At 39.9% G+C, this 14,271-nt stretch carries 15 protein-coding genes and 1 tRNA gene; 13 read left to right on the plus strand and 3 right to left on the minus strand.

The annotated features are described in order from the left end of the window. Positions 1-85: 85 nt before the first annotated feature. Together LI126_RS14300 and LI126_RS14305 are read right to left on the minus strand one after the other, a co-directional pair. Positions 86-628, minus strand: a complete 543-nt coding sequence (locus tag LI126_RS14300) for an NADH peroxidase (protein ID WP_015527602.1) — start codon at positions 626-628, stop codon at positions 86-88. Between the two features lie 39 nt (positions 629-667). Then, on the minus strand, positions 668-1,063 hold the full coding sequence (locus LI126_RS14305; protein WP_015527601.1) for a Fur family transcriptional regulator: 396 nt from the start codon (positions 1,061-1,063) through the stop codon (positions 668-670). Between the two features lie 331 nt (positions 1,064-1,394). Here LI126_RS14305 and LI126_RS14310 point away from each other — a divergent pair, with 331 nt between their 5' ends. Together LI126_RS14310 and LI126_RS14315 are read left to right on the plus strand one after the other, a co-directional pair. After that, positions 1,395-2,489 carry a C40 family peptidase gene (locus LI126_RS14310; protein WP_226875903.1) on the plus strand — a complete coding sequence of 365 codons (1,095 nt, stop codon included), beginning with the start codon at positions 1,395-1,397 and terminating at the stop codon, positions 2,487-2,489. Between the two features lie 524 nt (positions 2,490-3,013). Then, the gene (locus tag LI126_RS14315) at positions 3,014-3,220 is read left to right on the plus strand and encodes a DUF1858 domain-containing protein (RefSeq protein WP_015527597.1); all 207 of its coding nucleotides are present in this window, start codon (positions 3,014-3,016) and stop codon (positions 3,218-3,220) included. Between the two features lie 340 nt (positions 3,221-3,560). Here LI126_RS14315 and LI126_RS14320 read toward each other — a convergent pair whose 3' ends face one another. Continuing rightward, a complete protein-coding gene (locus LI126_RS14320; RefSeq protein ID WP_020436679.1) occupies positions 3,561-4,280 on the minus strand; it encodes an adaptor protein MecA in 720 nt (239 codons plus the stop codon). A gap of 481 nt (positions 4,281-4,761) precedes the next feature. Between LI126_RS14320 and LI126_RS14325 the strand changes: the two genes are divergently transcribed. The 11 genes from LI126_RS14325 (at position 4,762) to LI126_RS14375 (ending at position 13,953) form a co-directional block, all read left to right on the plus strand. Further along, a complete protein-coding gene (locus LI126_RS14325; RefSeq protein WP_015527594.1) occupies positions 4,762-4,998 on the plus strand; it encodes a hypothetical protein in 237 nt (78 codons plus the stop codon). A gap of 268 nt (positions 4,999-5,266) precedes the next feature. After that, positions 5,267-7,225: a glycosyl hydrolase family 18 protein gene (locus LI126_RS14330; protein ID WP_227165627.1), complete on the plus strand. Its 1,959-nt coding sequence runs from the start codon at positions 5,267-5,269 to the stop codon at positions 7,223-7,225. 67 nt (positions 7,226-7,292) lie between these two features. Continuing rightward, the gene (locus LI126_RS14335) at positions 7,293-7,991 is read left to right on the plus strand and encodes an N-acetylmuramoyl-L-alanine amidase family protein (protein ID WP_226900963.1); all 699 of its coding nucleotides are present in this window, start codon (positions 7,293-7,295) and stop codon (positions 7,989-7,991) included. 50 nt (positions 7,992-8,041) lie between these two features. Continuing rightward, positions 8,042-9,568: an L-threonylcarbamoyladenylate synthase gene (locus LI126_RS14340; protein WP_226900964.1), complete on the plus strand. Its 1,527-nt coding sequence runs from the start codon at positions 8,042-8,044 to the stop codon at positions 9,566-9,568. Next, the gene (locus LI126_RS14345; protein WP_015527545.1) at positions 9,568-10,056 is read left to right on the plus strand and encodes a deoxycytidylate deaminase; all 489 of its coding nucleotides are present in this window, start codon (positions 9,568-9,570) and stop codon (positions 10,054-10,056) included. Before LI126_RS14340 ends, LI126_RS14345 begins: the two co-directional genes overlap by 1 nt. A 62-nt stretch (positions 10,057-10,118) precedes the next feature. Beyond that, positions 10,119-10,964, plus strand: a complete 846-nt coding sequence (locus LI126_RS14350) for a fumarate hydratase (RefSeq protein ID WP_226900965.1) — start codon at positions 10,119-10,121, stop codon at positions 10,962-10,964. A gap of 31 nt (positions 10,965-10,995) precedes the next feature. Next, positions 10,996-11,559 carry a Fe-S-containing hydro-lyase gene (locus tag LI126_RS14355; RefSeq protein WP_015527543.1) on the plus strand — a complete coding sequence of 188 codons (564 nt, stop codon included), beginning with the start codon at positions 10,996-10,998 and terminating at the stop codon, positions 11,557-11,559. Next, the gene (locus LI126_RS14360; protein ID WP_020436674.1) at positions 11,556-12,293 is read left to right on the plus strand and encodes a lysophospholipid acyltransferase family protein; all 738 of its coding nucleotides are present in this window, start codon (positions 11,556-11,558) and stop codon (positions 12,291-12,293) included. The genes LI126_RS14355 and LI126_RS14360 overlap by 4 nt, the downstream gene beginning before the upstream one ends. Next, positions 12,287-13,108 carry a hydroxyethylthiazole kinase gene (gene thiM, locus LI126_RS14365; protein WP_227165628.1) on the plus strand — a complete coding sequence of 274 codons (822 nt, stop codon included), beginning with the start codon at positions 12,287-12,289 and terminating at the stop codon, positions 13,106-13,108. The genes LI126_RS14360 and thiM overlap by 7 nt, the downstream gene beginning before the upstream one ends. Then, complete coding sequence (thiE, locus tag LI126_RS14370; RefSeq protein ID WP_118178212.1) at positions 13,095-13,742, plus strand: thiamine phosphate synthase; 648 nt, start codon at positions 13,095-13,097, stop codon at positions 13,740-13,742. The genes thiM and thiE overlap by 14 nt, the downstream gene beginning before the upstream one ends. A gap of 123 nt (positions 13,743-13,865) precedes the next feature. Next, a tRNA-Ser gene (locus LI126_RS14375) sits at positions 13,866-13,953 on the plus strand. The last annotated feature ends 318 nt before the right edge of the window (positions 13,954-14,271 follow it).

Consider the following 14,271-nt stretch of genomic DNA (forward strand, 5'->3'; position numbering starts at 1 on the left):
TACCATAGAAGACCTTGCTGTTATTAGCTATTTACAGAAAAAGTTTCACATACTCGAAGCAATCGCATCTGCTGATAAGGTTTGTTTAGCCGAAGTATCTCTTAAGCAGTCCTTCGAATGCTTTTCCGTGTCTTGCTTCATCGCGAGCCATCTCGTGTACTGTGTCGTGGATTGCATCCAGGTTAGCAGCTTTCGCTCTCTTTGCAAGATCGAATTTACCTTCTGTAGCACCGTGCTCAGCATCAACTCTCATCTCAAGGTTTTTCTTTGTGCTGTCTGTTACAACTTCACCAAGAAGTTCAGCGAATTTTGCAGCATGCTCTGCTTCTTCGTAAGCAGCTTTTTCCCAGTAAAGTCCGATTTCCGGATATCCTTCTCTGTGAGCAACTCTTGCCATTGCAAGGTACATTCCTACTTCAGAGCACTCTCCTGCGAAGTTTGCACGAAGATCTGCAAGAATATCTTCGCTGACACCCTGTGCAACACCTACAACGTGCTCAGCAGCCCATACTTTGTCTCCTTCCTGCTCTTTGAACTTAGAAGCTGGTGCGTGACAGACTGGACATTCAGCCGGTGCAGCATCTCCTTCGTGAACATAACCACATACTGTACATACAAATTTTTTCATAATGATAATCTCCTTTTTCTTATTAATTTTTTTTATAACTTAAGACTTTCTAATGCAGTCACTGCATTCCCCATAAAACAAAGTGGAACTTGAAGTGATGATTCCATCAAAATTCTCCCCGGCCAGCCGGTTCACTTCTTCAATACTCTTCATATCCAGTTCCAGATCCAGTAACCGTCCACAGCTTGTACAGAGAAAATGATTGTGCGGAATAACATTCCCGTCAAATCGATCTCCGCCGTCAGGTGTTGGGATCTTGATTGCTTCGCCGATATCTGTCAGCAGATTCAAATTCCGGTAAACAGTACCAAGACTGATATTAGGAAAATCCTCTTTAACATGCAGATAAACAGTGTCGGCAGTGGGATGCTCTTTTGTTGAAGCGAGATAATGCTTGATAGCTTCTCGCTGTCGGCTATATTTAATTGCAGCCATAGATTCACCTCTTTCTGAAATCGAATCAATAACAGTAACGATTACTGTAATTAGAATATAACTTATATTTTTAAAATTGTCAATAGAAAAAAATAAGTTTTTTCTATTTGTTCTGACAAAATGTTACAGAATAATTAACAAAAAGGATGTTAAGCTTAATAAAAAAGGGGAATAATTACAAATAGTGGAGGGTGATAATTATGAAAAAACTATTAAAACAGTTGACATATCTATGGTTGATTGATAAAATTACGGCGTAACAAAAATTAACAATTATGTAACAATTAAAACTTCCCACAAAAGATAAGGCTTGAAATAAAGGAGGTTTTATATGAGTAACATGCGGATGAAGCATAAGCTTATCATGTCAATGATGGCAGGGATGATCATAATTCCGGGGAGTGTAGTCAGAACACAGGCGGCAGAAACTGATGACAGTGAGAAGAGTCTGGTTCCGGTTACAGGAATTGAAAACATTTTGGAAGCATCATATCAGACAGAAATAAAGAACAATATCAATCTGTATCTGGTGCCGACAGAAGAGGGAGAGTATTTGAATATAGCGTTTTCTAATACGGGGGATTATACCTATATTAGAAGCGAAGCAGATGAAAACAGTGAATGGGTTGGAAAATTATATTCTGATTCAGCGGCAGTTGTGTTGGAATATCTGGATGGATGGACAAAGATCCGGTCGGGAAATGCAGAGGGGTATGTTCCGACGGAAACATTGTTCACAGGAGAAGAAGCCCGTTCGAGGTCAGATGAGTATACAAATGAGAATGTTACAGTCACAGCAGATTGTCTGAATGTCAGAGAAGGACATGGGACAGATACTACCGTATTAACCCAGATCGGTCAGGGAGAAGAATATCTTGTGACAGCAGATCCTGTAGATGGCTGGTATCCGATACAGGTCGGTGAAGTTAATGGCTGGGTGTGCGGTGATTATGTTACAGAGGAAAGTTCTTATTCTTACGGGGAGACAAAAGAGGAAGAACAAAAACGAATGGAAGCAGAAGAAGCTGCGGCTGCGGAGGCGGAAGCAGAAGCCCAGGCTGCAGAAGCGGCGGCTCAGTCAGTTGCGTCAGGGCAGGAAGTTATTGATTATGCCTGTCAGTTTATTGGGAATCCATATGTGTGGGGCGGTACAAGTTTAACAGATGGGGCGGATTGTTCAGGATTTGTCCAGTCCGTGTATGCACATTTTGGTATAAGCCTTCCACGAACTTCTTATGAACAGCGAAGTGCAGGATATGAAGTGAGTTATGAAGATGCACAGCCAGGGGATCTTATCTTATATGAAGGACATGTTGGTCTATATATAGGAAATGATCAGATTGTAAATGCAATGAACGAAGATCAGGGAATTGGTATCAGCAGTGCAACGTATACAAATATCGTGGCTGTCAGACGGATTTATTAAAGAATAATAGAAAGAAAACAATGCATTGTCCAGAATATGTATGGGAAATGAAAGATTTGACTGTAAATTCTAAAATCGGTATTTTCCAGGAAAAATATACGGATAGTCAAAATGCACAAAATATGACAAGAATATTCAAAATAGCAAAAAAATGAAAAAAAGTAGTTTTTAACTTATCAACATTGAAAAATCGAAAAAATGAGGAAAAATAAAAGATTTCCTGAAAGTTATCCACATTATCAACAAAGAAAGATGTGAATAGTGTGGATAACTTTTGGAAATAAAAAGAACATTCGTTTTGGTTATTGTTATGAAAATGACGATTTGTCGAAAAAAAAAAGAAAACTGATTGACTTTTGAGTAGTGTGATAAACGGAAAAAGTTGTGTGAAAATTTCAGAAAATTTCATGGAATGATAATGAAAATAAGGTTGCTAAATCATAGATCAGGGATTATAATAAAAATTACTGTTCAAGGGTGACAGAAATTAATTGAAAATAGAAATATGTAAGGAGGAAACAGTGATGGCAATTTCTAAAAGCACAACAATTGGCGAACTTCTGGTAACATTTCCAGAGTCAGCTCCGATTTTGATGGAGATTGGTATGCATTGTCTTGGATGCCCGTCATCTCAGATGGAGTCTCTTGAGGAAGCAGCTATGGTTCATGGAATTGATGCAGATCTGCTTGTAGAGAAGATCAATGCAGCAATGGCAGCCGCTGGTAAATAATTAAGAGAAAAGATATACAAGAAGCTGTTGTACTCTCAAAAAGAGAGTATGGCAGCTTTTTTATATATTAGGAAAGTGCTTTCCTAATATATAAAAAACGCTCCGCTAAGGATGCGCACTGCGGCGTACAATGTAGATGTCGCAAGCGGTCTACGTTTCCACTTCGGTCCTTGCTAAACAAGCGCCACTGGCGCTTAGCAACGCCGCAGGCGCAAGAATGTGCAAGGCACATTCTTTATTCGTATCGTTAAAAGTTTTTGTGGATAACAAGTGAAAAAGACGGTCTGAAGTGTGGGAAAAGTTATTCCCATAATTCCAAACCGTCTTTTTTATTCGTTGTTTAAATTGTGGATAACTTCTGAATTGCGTCTGCGGAAACAATGATTTTGCAATGCTCCTCCAGAAATGCAAGAACAGAAGAATCTCCCTTCTCAGGGGAACTGTACTCCGAAAGCATATTACATACTTTATTAAATTCCTGATCTGCGCCATCAGCAGGTGCCAGCGCAAGGATAAAGGTATTATTATTCTCCTCGTCCTTATATAATGTATTTGCACCTGTATAGAACGGAGCAAGCAGGCGAGAAGCCTCAATTACGGAATCTAACGTGTCGAAAGAGAACAGGCGGACTGGAAATGTCGGTACTGTTTCTTTAGGTTCCGGATCTTTTGCTTCGGAAGCCACTTCCTTCACTTTGTTAAGCAGATCAAAGAATTCATCTGCGCCCTGAAGCTTTTCAAGAACATTGCTGTTCAGTGTATCAGAATCTCCGGCAGGTGTAAACTTGGAAAAACGTGTATCAAGTTCTTCCGGATCCTCCACCTTTGTTATGATCAAGGTGATAGAGTCTGAAGAAGAAGGAATTGCTTCTATCATCAGAGGAAGGTCATCTGTCTCAAATCCAAAGTCGAAAGATGCCTGCTGCATCATATCTCGAAATAGTGATTTTGCTTTCTCGGTACCATAAGCCAGTTCGCTGATCTTGAGATTGCGGGCTGCAAGATCGGCATGTGTCAAAGTACAACGAATCTGATTGTCATTGATTTTTTCAATTTTCATATGATCACATCCTTATGTCTTATGATATTAAGATAATCTGTGGATTAAGAACTGTTCATTATGTTCATAACTAGATATATCTTTTCATCGTTTAGTATAAACAAAAAAAGAAAAGATGTAAAGGAAAACGAAAATTGTTTATAACTATTTTAGGTTATCAACAAATCCCACCCACTTATCAACAATAAACACATTGAAATTCCAAAAGGCTGCTCATATAATGGCACTTACAGAAGACACACCATTTGATAAAACAGAATGTTAAGAGAGGAGGCACGGAAAGCATTTCTGATTTTCAAAAAAATTCAATTCCCTGAAATCAAGGGAAAATTCACAATAATTATGAGAAGGAGACCCTCCGAAGATCAGGGTTGTCTTCTTGTCCGTCACTTGTTCTACAGTATGTCACAGATACCTTTTATGGTCGAAGATGGCGGACAACGTTTTATCAGGATCCCAGGAGAGAAGGAGTACATACGATATGAGAACGGAAGATGGATATAAGGAATTATATGCGGAACTAAGAGGTTATGAAGAAAAAGGAGTGGACATAGTTATGGATGGATATCCGATGAGTCCATTGCAGATTGTGACAGCATATATGGCCAGAGAAGAAGGTACTTATATGAGAGATTATGTGATTGATCCGGAAGGAAGGATAGAATCATTGGTTTTTACAGATGTGAATCATAACAGACAGGCAGAGATTACCCCTTGAACTGCCGGACAGAAGTATGTTTGTAAGCTGTTATAATTGATAGAAGATGGACAGACATTTAAGGTGTAACAACTTTTTGATATGTACAACTGTTGTAGATGCAATTTGTTAATGACGCAAGATGAAAATATGATATAATGAATTCCAGAATCATTATTTTATCCAAAGATGTGGAGATATTAGAAATACACACAGCAGAGCAGAGCGTAAGGAACTGTTTGTGTAAGAAAGCGCCAGAGATATAAAAATTGCAATCAGGAGGGTTGGCATGGACAAAAGAAAAGGCAGTACCCATGCGCGAAGCAGGGGAAGAGTAGAAGGACAATCTGGACATCCGGGGAGTTCCCGGAGAAAGGGAAGACCAATGACAACAGGCAGAGGCAGAAATGGAAGGTCAGGAACACGACATGCGAAGAAAGTGAATAGAGCGCGGAAAAGACGTAACAAAATTCTTTTCGTAATGATCATCATATTATTGATCATGATTTTGGCAGCAGGCGCAGTTTTCTTTAAGAGATACGGTTCATCAAATGAGGAAGCCGATAAAGAACAATATTATGGAATAGAAAACAGTGATGATCTGGCATTGATCATTAATAATGAAGTAGTGAAAAAAGAAGAGAGTTCCGCGGAATCTTCTTCCGATTCTTCTACAGATAGTGTTATACCGGGTAAGGTTTTTGATGGACAATATTATGTAGCATATCAGGTTCTTCGTGATAAGATAAACAGCAGATTTTACTGGGATGCGAACGAACGGGTGCTTTTATATACCTTGCCGGATGGAAATATTTCTGTAAGTGAGAACAGCAGCGAATATACAGCAGTGAACGAAACAAAAAGTGAAGATTATGTAATTCTTAAGACGGATGGAGATATCGCATATATTGCACTTCCGTTCATACAAGAGTATACGAATATGGAATATTCTGTGGAACAGGAACCAAACAGAGCAATTATCACATCAAAGTGGGGCGAGATCGAGACAGCAGAAGTGAAGAAAGACACACAGGTTCGTTATCTTGGTGGCGTTAAGAGTCCGATACTGACAGAAGTTAAAAAATCGGACAAGGTGACAGTGCTTGAAGACGAAGATGACTGGATGAAAGTTGCCACAGCGGATGGTTATGTAGGATATATTAAGACCAAATCTTTAAAGAACCAGAAAAAAGAAAAAATATCCAGAGATTTTACGGAACCGGTTTATTCAGACATGACAGAAGATCATTCGATTAATATGGCATGGCATAATGTGACGAATGCGGCAGCGAATAATGCGGTTCAGCAGGTACTTGCATCAACCAGTGGACTTACGACGATCGCACCAACCTGGTTTAGTCTTGCGGATACGGAAGGTAATATCAGTTCAATTGCAGATGCGGACTATGTGAATTATGCACATACGGCAGGACTGGAAGTGTGGGCTGTATTCCGGGATTTTCATGGTGGAACGAATTCCTATGATGAGACCTATGAGACATTGCGTTATACATCAAAAAGAGCAAAACTGGAAGATCAGGTTGTAGCTGCGGCAGTGGCAGCAGGAGTGGATGGAATTAATTTAGACTTTGAATTGATTTCTTCCAAGTGTGGTGTGCATTACGTGCAGCTTGTGAGAGAGCTGTCTGTGAAGTGCCACCAGAATAATCTTGTATTTTCAGTTGATAATTATGTGCCACAGTCATACAATTCACATTATGATCTTAAAGAGCAGGGGATTGTGGCAGATTACGTGGTGATTATGGCTTATGATGAACATACAGAAGGATCCTATGAAGCGGGATCAGTGGCGTCGATCAGCTATTTGCAGGATGGAATAGAAAAAACATTGAAAAAGGTATCAGCTGATAAAGTAATTGCCGGAATTCCATTTTTTACCAGATTATGGTTTGAGACAGCAAAGAGCCCGGAGCAACTTTCGGAAGAAGCTGGCACAGAAGCAGCATCCTATCCGAATAAAGTATCAAGTAAGGCACTGGGAATGGAAGAAGCAGCGCAGAGTGTTGTGAATGCGGGAGCAACAGCACAGTGGGATGAAAAGACACAGCAAAACTATGCAAAATGGTCTGCGGATGGCGGAACCTACCGTATCTGGCTTGAAGATGCTCAATCATTGGAAGCAAAGCTGAAGGTGATACAGGAAAATAAACTGGCAGGTGTGGCAGAATGGAGTCTGGGAAAAGAAGAAAGCAGTGTATGGAAGCTCATTTCTCAGTATGTAAATTAAATAAAAGATAAGTTAAAAAACGGCTTCTCATTGCATATAGATAGAATATGTGAAGGGAGGTCGTTTTTTGCAAAGAAAAATCAAGTTGATGATAGGGATTCTGATTATGACAGGGCTTATCGCAGGTTGTTGGAAAGTTTCGAAAAACTTACAGAAAGAATTAAAAGAAGAAATGGAGACAATCGGAGAAGCTGAAAAGTCAGACCGGATAGTTGTTTTAGATGCAGGACATGGTGGTACTGATTCGGGGAAGGTTGGAATCAATGGAGTGAAAGAAAAAGATATCAATTTAACGATTACGAATTCTGTAAAGAAAATTTTGGAAAAAGAAAATATACAGGTAATCATGACCAGAGAAACAGATGAACAGCTTGCACAAAGTAAAGTAGAAGATTTGAAATACAGAGTAAAGATTATGAATGAAGTTTCTCCTGTATTAGCAGTCAGTATACATCAGAACAGTTATCATGAAGAAAATGTTTTCGGTGCGCAGGTCTTCTACTATCAGACATCGACGGAAGGAGAAAAAGCTGCGGGGATAATACAGGACGCTTTACAAAAGGTAAATCCTGATAATACCAAAAAGATAAAAGCAAATAATACATATTATATATTAAAAAAGACGGAAGTACCTACAGTGATCGTAGAATGTGGTTTTTTGAGTAACTATAAAGAAGCACAGAAGCTGGTTACGGAAGATTATCAGAAATCAGTAGCAGAAGCAGTGGCAGAAGGAATTTTGTCTTATATAAAAGAAAATGAATAGCATAAGAGAAACAGTTTTTTTTTAGAACAAATAATGATATAATAAAATTTATGGAAACGATTATTAGAAAAATAGATAAAAACCAAATAAACCAGGATGTAATAGAAGAAGCGGGAAATGTATTAAAACAAGGAGGTCTTGTTGCATTTCCTACGGAGACGGTTTACGGACTTGGGGCGGACGCATTAAAAGAGGAGGCGGCAAAGAAAACATATGCAGCAAAAGGACGTCCATCAGATAATCCGTTGATTGTTCATATTGCAGACTATGAGGATTTGAAAAAAGTGGCGGTGAATATTCCACCGGAGACAGACGCACTGGCAGCACATTTTTGGCCAGGTCCGCTGACGATGATATTTGAAAAAAGTGAGAGTGTACCTTACGGGACAACCGGAGGATTAGATACGGTTGCGGTTCGTATGCCAAGTGATCCAATTGCAGCGGCATTGATCCGGGCGGCAGGTGGATTTGTTTCAGCACCGAGTGCGAATACATCCGGGCGTCCGAGTCCGACGACAGCAGAGCATGTGCGGGTGGATCTGGAAGGTAAGATTGATATGATCCTAGATGGAGGTGCGGTAGATATCGGATTGGAATCGACAATTCTTGACATGACGGTAGAGCCGCCAATGATTTTACGTCCGGGTGCAATTACAGCGGATATGTTTGAGGAGGTAATCGGACCGGTCGGTGTTGATGAGACATTGGTTAACAGTGAAAGCAAGCAGGCGCCGAAAGCTCCGGGAATGAAGTACCGACATTATGCACCGAAGGCGAAAATGATGATTGTGGAAGGAAATATAAGAGAAGAGATTCTTGCAATTCGTCAGCTTGCCTATGCCGCGCACAGGGAAGGGAAGAAAGTCGGAATCATTGCAACGGGGGAAACAGTTCAGTTCTATAATTATGGGATTGTGAAGAATATAGGAACCCGTGAGAATGAGAATACTATTGCAAGAAACCTTTATCGAGTGCTTCGCGAATTCGATGAAGAAGACGTTGATCTGATTTATAGTGAATCTTTTGCTATGAACGGAATAGGAAAGGCGATTATGAATCGTCTTGAAAAGGCGGCAGGACATATGCACCTGCAGGCAACAGAGATCACAAAGAAGCAGAAGTATCGCAGAGTGATTTTTGTCAGCGAGGCGGATTCGGCAGTAGGACCAATGGCGGCAGAATTACTATGTCACCAGGATCTTGAGCAAGAGTATATTATTGAATCCGGCGGGCTGGTTGTGCTTTTCCCTGAACCGGTAAACCAGAAGGCAGAGGCAATTATGAAGAGTGCTCAGATGACGTTGGAAAATCATGTGTCAAAGCAGTTTGATGGCAGCAATTTACAAGGAGATACACTTGTATTGACATTGAATGAGACAATTAAGAACAAAGTTCTTTCGGATTATGAAAATGTAAAAAATGTATATACAATAAATGAATTTGTTGGAGTATCAGAAGAACTTCCGAATCCTTATGGAAAACCCCTGACAGCTTATGGAGAATGTTTTGAGATACTGACAGGGCTTATAGATAAACTTGCAGACAAACTGAATTCATATGCAAAAGGAGAAGAATAATGTCAGATAAAAGAACAGATTATTTATCATGGGATGAATATTTTATGGGCGTGGCAATGCTTTCCGGAATGCGATCAAAAGACCCGAATACACAGGTTGGGTGTTGCATTGTAAGTCAGGATAATAAGATTCTTTCCATGGGATATAATGGTCTTCCGATGGGATGTTCTGATGATGAATTCCCATGGGCGCGCGAAGGCGAAGATCCGTTAGAGACAAAATATGTATATACAACGCATAGTGAATTGAATGCAATTCTGAATTATAATGGCGGAAGTCTTGCGGGAGCAAAACTTTACGTATCTCTTTTTCCGTGCAATGAATGCGCAAAAGCAATTATTCAGGCAGGAATTAAAGAAGTTATTTATGATTGTGACAAATACGCGGATACAGCGGGAGTGAAAGCATCAAAACGAATGATGGATGCAGCAGGAGTGAGATATCACCAGTACCATCGAACAGGCAGAAAAATTGAATTTGAGATATAAAAATACAGGTACGCTTGCATTGCGCTTGCGTACCTGTTTCAAAGAAAAGGGAGATAGAAGAAATGATTCGGACAATACGTGTAGAAGAAATAACAAAAAACATCAAAGAAATGTGCATTGAAGCAAATCATTTTCTGTCACCAGATATGGCAGAGGCAATGAAATGTGCCGAAAAGAATGAGGAAGCACCACTTGGAAAACAGATATTGGAGCAGTTGCAAGAGAATTTGAAGATTGCAGGAGAGGATATGATTCCGATTTGTCAGGATACAGGAATGGCAGTAGTGTTTCTTGAGATTGGTCAGAATGTTCATCTTGAAGGAGGAGCATTGGAAGATGCGGTAAATGAAGGTGTACGTCAAGGTTATGTAGAAGGTTATCTTCGTAAATCAGTCGTTGGAGATCCGTTGATCCGTGAGAATACAAAGGATAACACGCCGGCAGTTTTGCATACAAGAATTGTAGATGGAGACCAGGTAAAGATAAAAGTAGCACCGAAAGGTTTCGGAAGCGAGAATATGAGTCGTGTATTTATGCTGAAACCGGCAGAAGGAATTGAAGGTGTAAAAGATGCGGTTCTTACTGCGGTAAAAGATGCCGGACCGAATGCGTGCCCGCCAATGGTGGTTGGTGTTGGAATTGGTGGTACATTTGAAAAATGCGCTTTGATGGCCAAAGAAGCTCTGACACGTGAAGTCGGATCACATTCAGAAATTGAATACGTAAAAGAGTTGGAAGAAGAACTCCTTACAAAAATAAATAGCCTTGGTATCGGACCTGGTGGGCTTGGAGGGACAACAACAGCACTTGCGGTGAATATTAATACTTATCCAACACATATCGCGGGACTTCCGGTGGCGGTTAATATTTGCTGTCATGTAAATCGTCATGTGATTCGTACAATTTAATTCAACAGGCTAAGTGAAAGAGGAAAGTGAAATGGACAAGCATATAACAGTACCAATGAAGAAAGAGACCGTGGCAACACTGAAGGCAGGAGATTATGTTTATCTTACAGGAACGGTCTATACAGCAAGAGATGCAGCACATAAAAGAATGTATGAGATTTTACAGGAAGGCGGGGAACTTCCAATTGATATTCAAGGTCAGGTGATTTATTACATGGGACCATCACCGGCAAGAGAAGGACGCCCAATTGGCTCGGCAGGACCAACGACAGCAAGCAGAATGGATAAATATGCACCTCAGCTCCTGGATCTTGGGCTTGGTGCTATGATAGGAAAAGGAAAAAGAAATCAAGCGGTAATTGATGCAATTGTACGCAATGGTTCAGTATATTTTGCAGCTGTTGGTGGAGCGGGGGCGCTTCTTTCAAAATGTATCACATCTTCAGAAGTGGTAGCGTATGACGATCTTGGAACAGAAGCGATCAGAAAACTGACAGTTGAAAATTTTCCGGTGATTGTAGTAATAGATAAAGATGGGAATAATCTTTATGAAACAGCAATTAAGGATTATTGCAGAATGGAGGAGAATGCATGAGAAGAATTCTACTGATGGTATTGCGGAATCTGTTGATCGTGCCGGGGGGATGGATTAAACTCTGCTATCGGGCTTCACATGTGGATAAATATACAGAAGAAGATAATTATGAATTTTTGCGTTGGATTGTTTTTCGTGCAAATAAAGGCGGAAATGTAACAATCGATGTACATGGACAGGAGAATATTCCAAAGCAGGATGGATTTATGTTTTTTCCAAATCATCAAGGTTTGTATGATGTATTGGCAATTGTTGAAGCGTGTACGCACCCTTTTTCTGTTGTAGCTAAAAAAGAAGTGGAAAACGTTCCGTTTTTAAAACAGGTATTTAAAATCATGAAAGCATTTATGATTGATCGTGAGGATGTCCGTCAGGCAATGAAAACTATTACAAGTGTAACAAAAGAAGTTGTATCGGGGAGAAATTATCTTATTTTCCCAGAAGGAACGCGTTCAAAAAATGGAAATAATGTCGGTTCTTTTAAAGGGGGAAGCTTTAAAGCAGCAACCAAAGCAAAGTGTCCGATTATTCCGGTAGCACTTGTTGATTCTTTTAAACCGTTTGATACAAACAGTACCAGACCGGTGACGGTGCAGGTGCATTTTCTGAAACCGATGCTTTATGAAGATTATAAAGATATGAAGACCGTGGAAATTGCTGCTGCAGTAGAACAGCAGATCCAGGAAACAATCAATAAGAACCTGACGAAAGAAAAGGTAGAAGAGAAATGCTAAAGGAATGCTTGGATCAAGTTAGAAAAAAAGCCCCAGTGGTGCATAACATAACAAATTATGTAACAGTGAATGATGTTGCGAATGTGATTCTTGCATGTGGTGGCAGTCCAATTATGTCAGATGAGCCGGAAGATGTAGCGGACATTACATCTATATGTGGAGGGCTGAACATTAATTTGGGAACATTACATAAAACGAGTATTGAGGGAATGCTTAAAGCCGGGCATCGCTCTAATGAACTGGGACATCCGGTATTATTGGATCCGGTGGGAGCAGGAGCAAGCAGGTTCAGGACGGAGACGGCATTAAAATTAATAAAAGAGATAAAGTTTTCTGTGATTCGAGGTAATGTTTCAGAAATTAAGACGCTGGCTTACGGAAGCGGAAGTACAAAAGGCGTAGATGCTGATCTTACAGAAGCCGTTAATGAAAGAAATTTGCAACAGAGCATATCATTTATTAAAGGTTTTGCGAAAAAGAAAGAAGCAATTGTTATAATTACAGGAGCAATAGATCTTGTGACAGATGGCGAGAAATGTTATGTAATTAGAAATGGACGTTCAGAAATGGGAAGAATAACTGGCACGGGATGTCAGTTATCCGGTATTACGACCGCTTTTCTGGCAGCAAATCCGAAAAGAAAACTGGAAGCTGCTGTGGCAGCAGTTTGTATGATGGGCGTTGCCGGTGAAATGGCATGGATGAGAATGCAGGAAGGCGATGGTAACGCTACATATAGAAATAGAATTATTGATGCCATCTATAATATGACAGGAGAAAAACTGGAGAAAGGGGCTAAGTATGAGCTTTACTAAGGAACAATTAAGGGAACAGATGTTGCTGTATGCTGTTACGGACAGACATTGGCTGAATGGGCAGACGCTTTATGAACAGGTTGAGGAAGCGCTGAAAGGTGGCGCTACCTTTATTCAGTTACGTGAAAAAGATTTGACAGAAGAAGAGTTTTTAGAAGAGGCAAAAAAGATACAACAGTTATGCAAAAAATATAGAGTTCCATTCATAATTAATGATAATGTGAAGCTTGCGAAGGAAATTGATGCGGATGGAGTGCATGTTGGGCAAAGTGATATGGAAGCTCTTGATGTAAGAGCGCAGTTGGGAGAAGATAAAATCATAGGCGTCTCTGCACGGACAGTAGAGCAGGCCTTATTAGCTGAAAAGCATGGGGCAGATTATCTGGGAGTTGGAGCGGTGTTTCAAACAGGAACAAAAACAGACGCACGGGAAGTAGAACACAGTGTGTTGAAGGAAATCTGTACTAAAGTTGATATTCCGGTTGTTGCTATAGGAGGAATTACACAAGATAATGTAAAAGAGCTTTCGGGTAGTGGAATTAATGGTGTTGCAGTGATCAGTGCAATCTTTGCCCAAAAGGATATTGAGACAGCAACTGCGAAGCTGAAAAGCTGCGTAGAACAGATAGTTTAAAATTTTGTTAAAAAATGAAAAAAAGTGATTGACAAGATGACAGTGTATTGCTATAATAAATTTCGCACTGTTGGTGCACACAATTGAACAAAGCTATAGATTCTATAGTAGAATTCAGTGTACGGAGAAATACTCAAGAGGCTGAAGAGGCGCCCCTGCTAAGGGTGTAGGTCGGGTGACCGGCGCGAGGGTTCAAATCCCTCTTTCTCCGTTTAACTTAAATCAAAAGAGCGGGATGACAGAAGTTTGGCGACTTCTCCTGATTTTGAAGAAAGTTAAAAATCATGTAAAAAGAAAATAAAAAAACTTCAAAAAAGTTCTTGACTTTCTAAAAAATACATGATAATATAAATGAGCTGATTCGCTGAAACAAAGCGAAGAGGTAAGAAAAATAAAAAACTTCAAAAAAGTTCTTGACAAAGCGAAATGCTTATGATAAAATAAATGAGCTGTCGCAAATGAACAAAGCGAAGTAAGAACCTTGATAACTGAACAATAGACAACAACAACCCTTGAAAATTTCTTTAAG

Origin of the sequence: Mediterraneibacter sp. 210702-DFI.5.30 (genome assembly GCF_020560115.1) — a bacterium.
Lineage (GTDB): Bacteria > Bacillota > Clostridia > Lachnospirales > Lachnospiraceae > Mediterraneibacter > Mediterraneibacter faecis.

Excerpts from the sequence above, each read along its gene's own strand:
- LI126_RS14300 (WP_015527602.1), bottom strand. The coding sequence starts at position 628 with ATGAAAAAATTTGTATGTACAGTATGTGGTTATGTTCACGAAGGAGAT.
- LI126_RS14305 (WP_015527601.1), bottom strand. The coding sequence starts at position 1,063 with ATGGCTGCAATTAAATATAGCCGACAGCGAGAAGCTATCAAGCATTAT.
- LI126_RS14310 (WP_226875903.1), top strand. The coding sequence starts at position 1,395 with ATGAGTAACATGCGGATGAAGCATAAGCTTATCATGTCAATGATGGCA.
- LI126_RS14315 (WP_015527597.1), top strand. The coding sequence starts at position 3,014 with ATGGCAATTTCTAAAAGCACAACAATTGGCGAACTTCTGGTAACATTT.
- LI126_RS14320 (WP_020436679.1), bottom strand. The coding sequence starts at position 4,280 with ATGAAAATTGAAAAAATCAATGACAATCAGATTCGTTGTACTTTGACA.
- LI126_RS14325 (WP_015527594.1), top strand. The coding sequence starts at position 4,762 with ATGAGAACGGAAGATGGATATAAGGAATTATATGCGGAACTAAGAGGT.
- LI126_RS14330 (WP_227165627.1), top strand. The coding sequence starts at position 5,267 with ATGGACAAAAGAAAAGGCAGTACCCATGCGCGAAGCAGGGGAAGAGTA.
- LI126_RS14340 (WP_226900964.1), top strand. The coding sequence starts at position 8,042 with ATGGAAACGATTATTAGAAAAATAGATAAAAACCAAATAAACCAGGAT.
- LI126_RS14345 (WP_015527545.1), top strand. The coding sequence starts at position 9,568 with ATGTCAGATAAAAGAACAGATTATTTATCATGGGATGAATATTTTATG.
- LI126_RS14350 (WP_226900965.1), top strand. The coding sequence starts at position 10,119 with ATGATTCGGACAATACGTGTAGAAGAAATAACAAAAAACATCAAAGAA.
- LI126_RS14355 (WP_015527543.1), top strand. The coding sequence starts at position 10,996 with ATGGACAAGCATATAACAGTACCAATGAAGAAAGAGACCGTGGCAACA.
- LI126_RS14360 (WP_020436674.1), top strand. The coding sequence starts at position 11,556 with ATGAGAAGAATTCTACTGATGGTATTGCGGAATCTGTTGATCGTGCCG.
- thiM (WP_227165628.1), top strand. The coding sequence starts at position 12,287 with ATGCTAAAGGAATGCTTGGATCAAGTTAGAAAAAAAGCCCCAGTGGTG.
- thiE (WP_118178212.1), top strand. The coding sequence starts at position 13,095 with ATGAGCTTTACTAAGGAACAATTAAGGGAACAGATGTTGCTGTATGCT.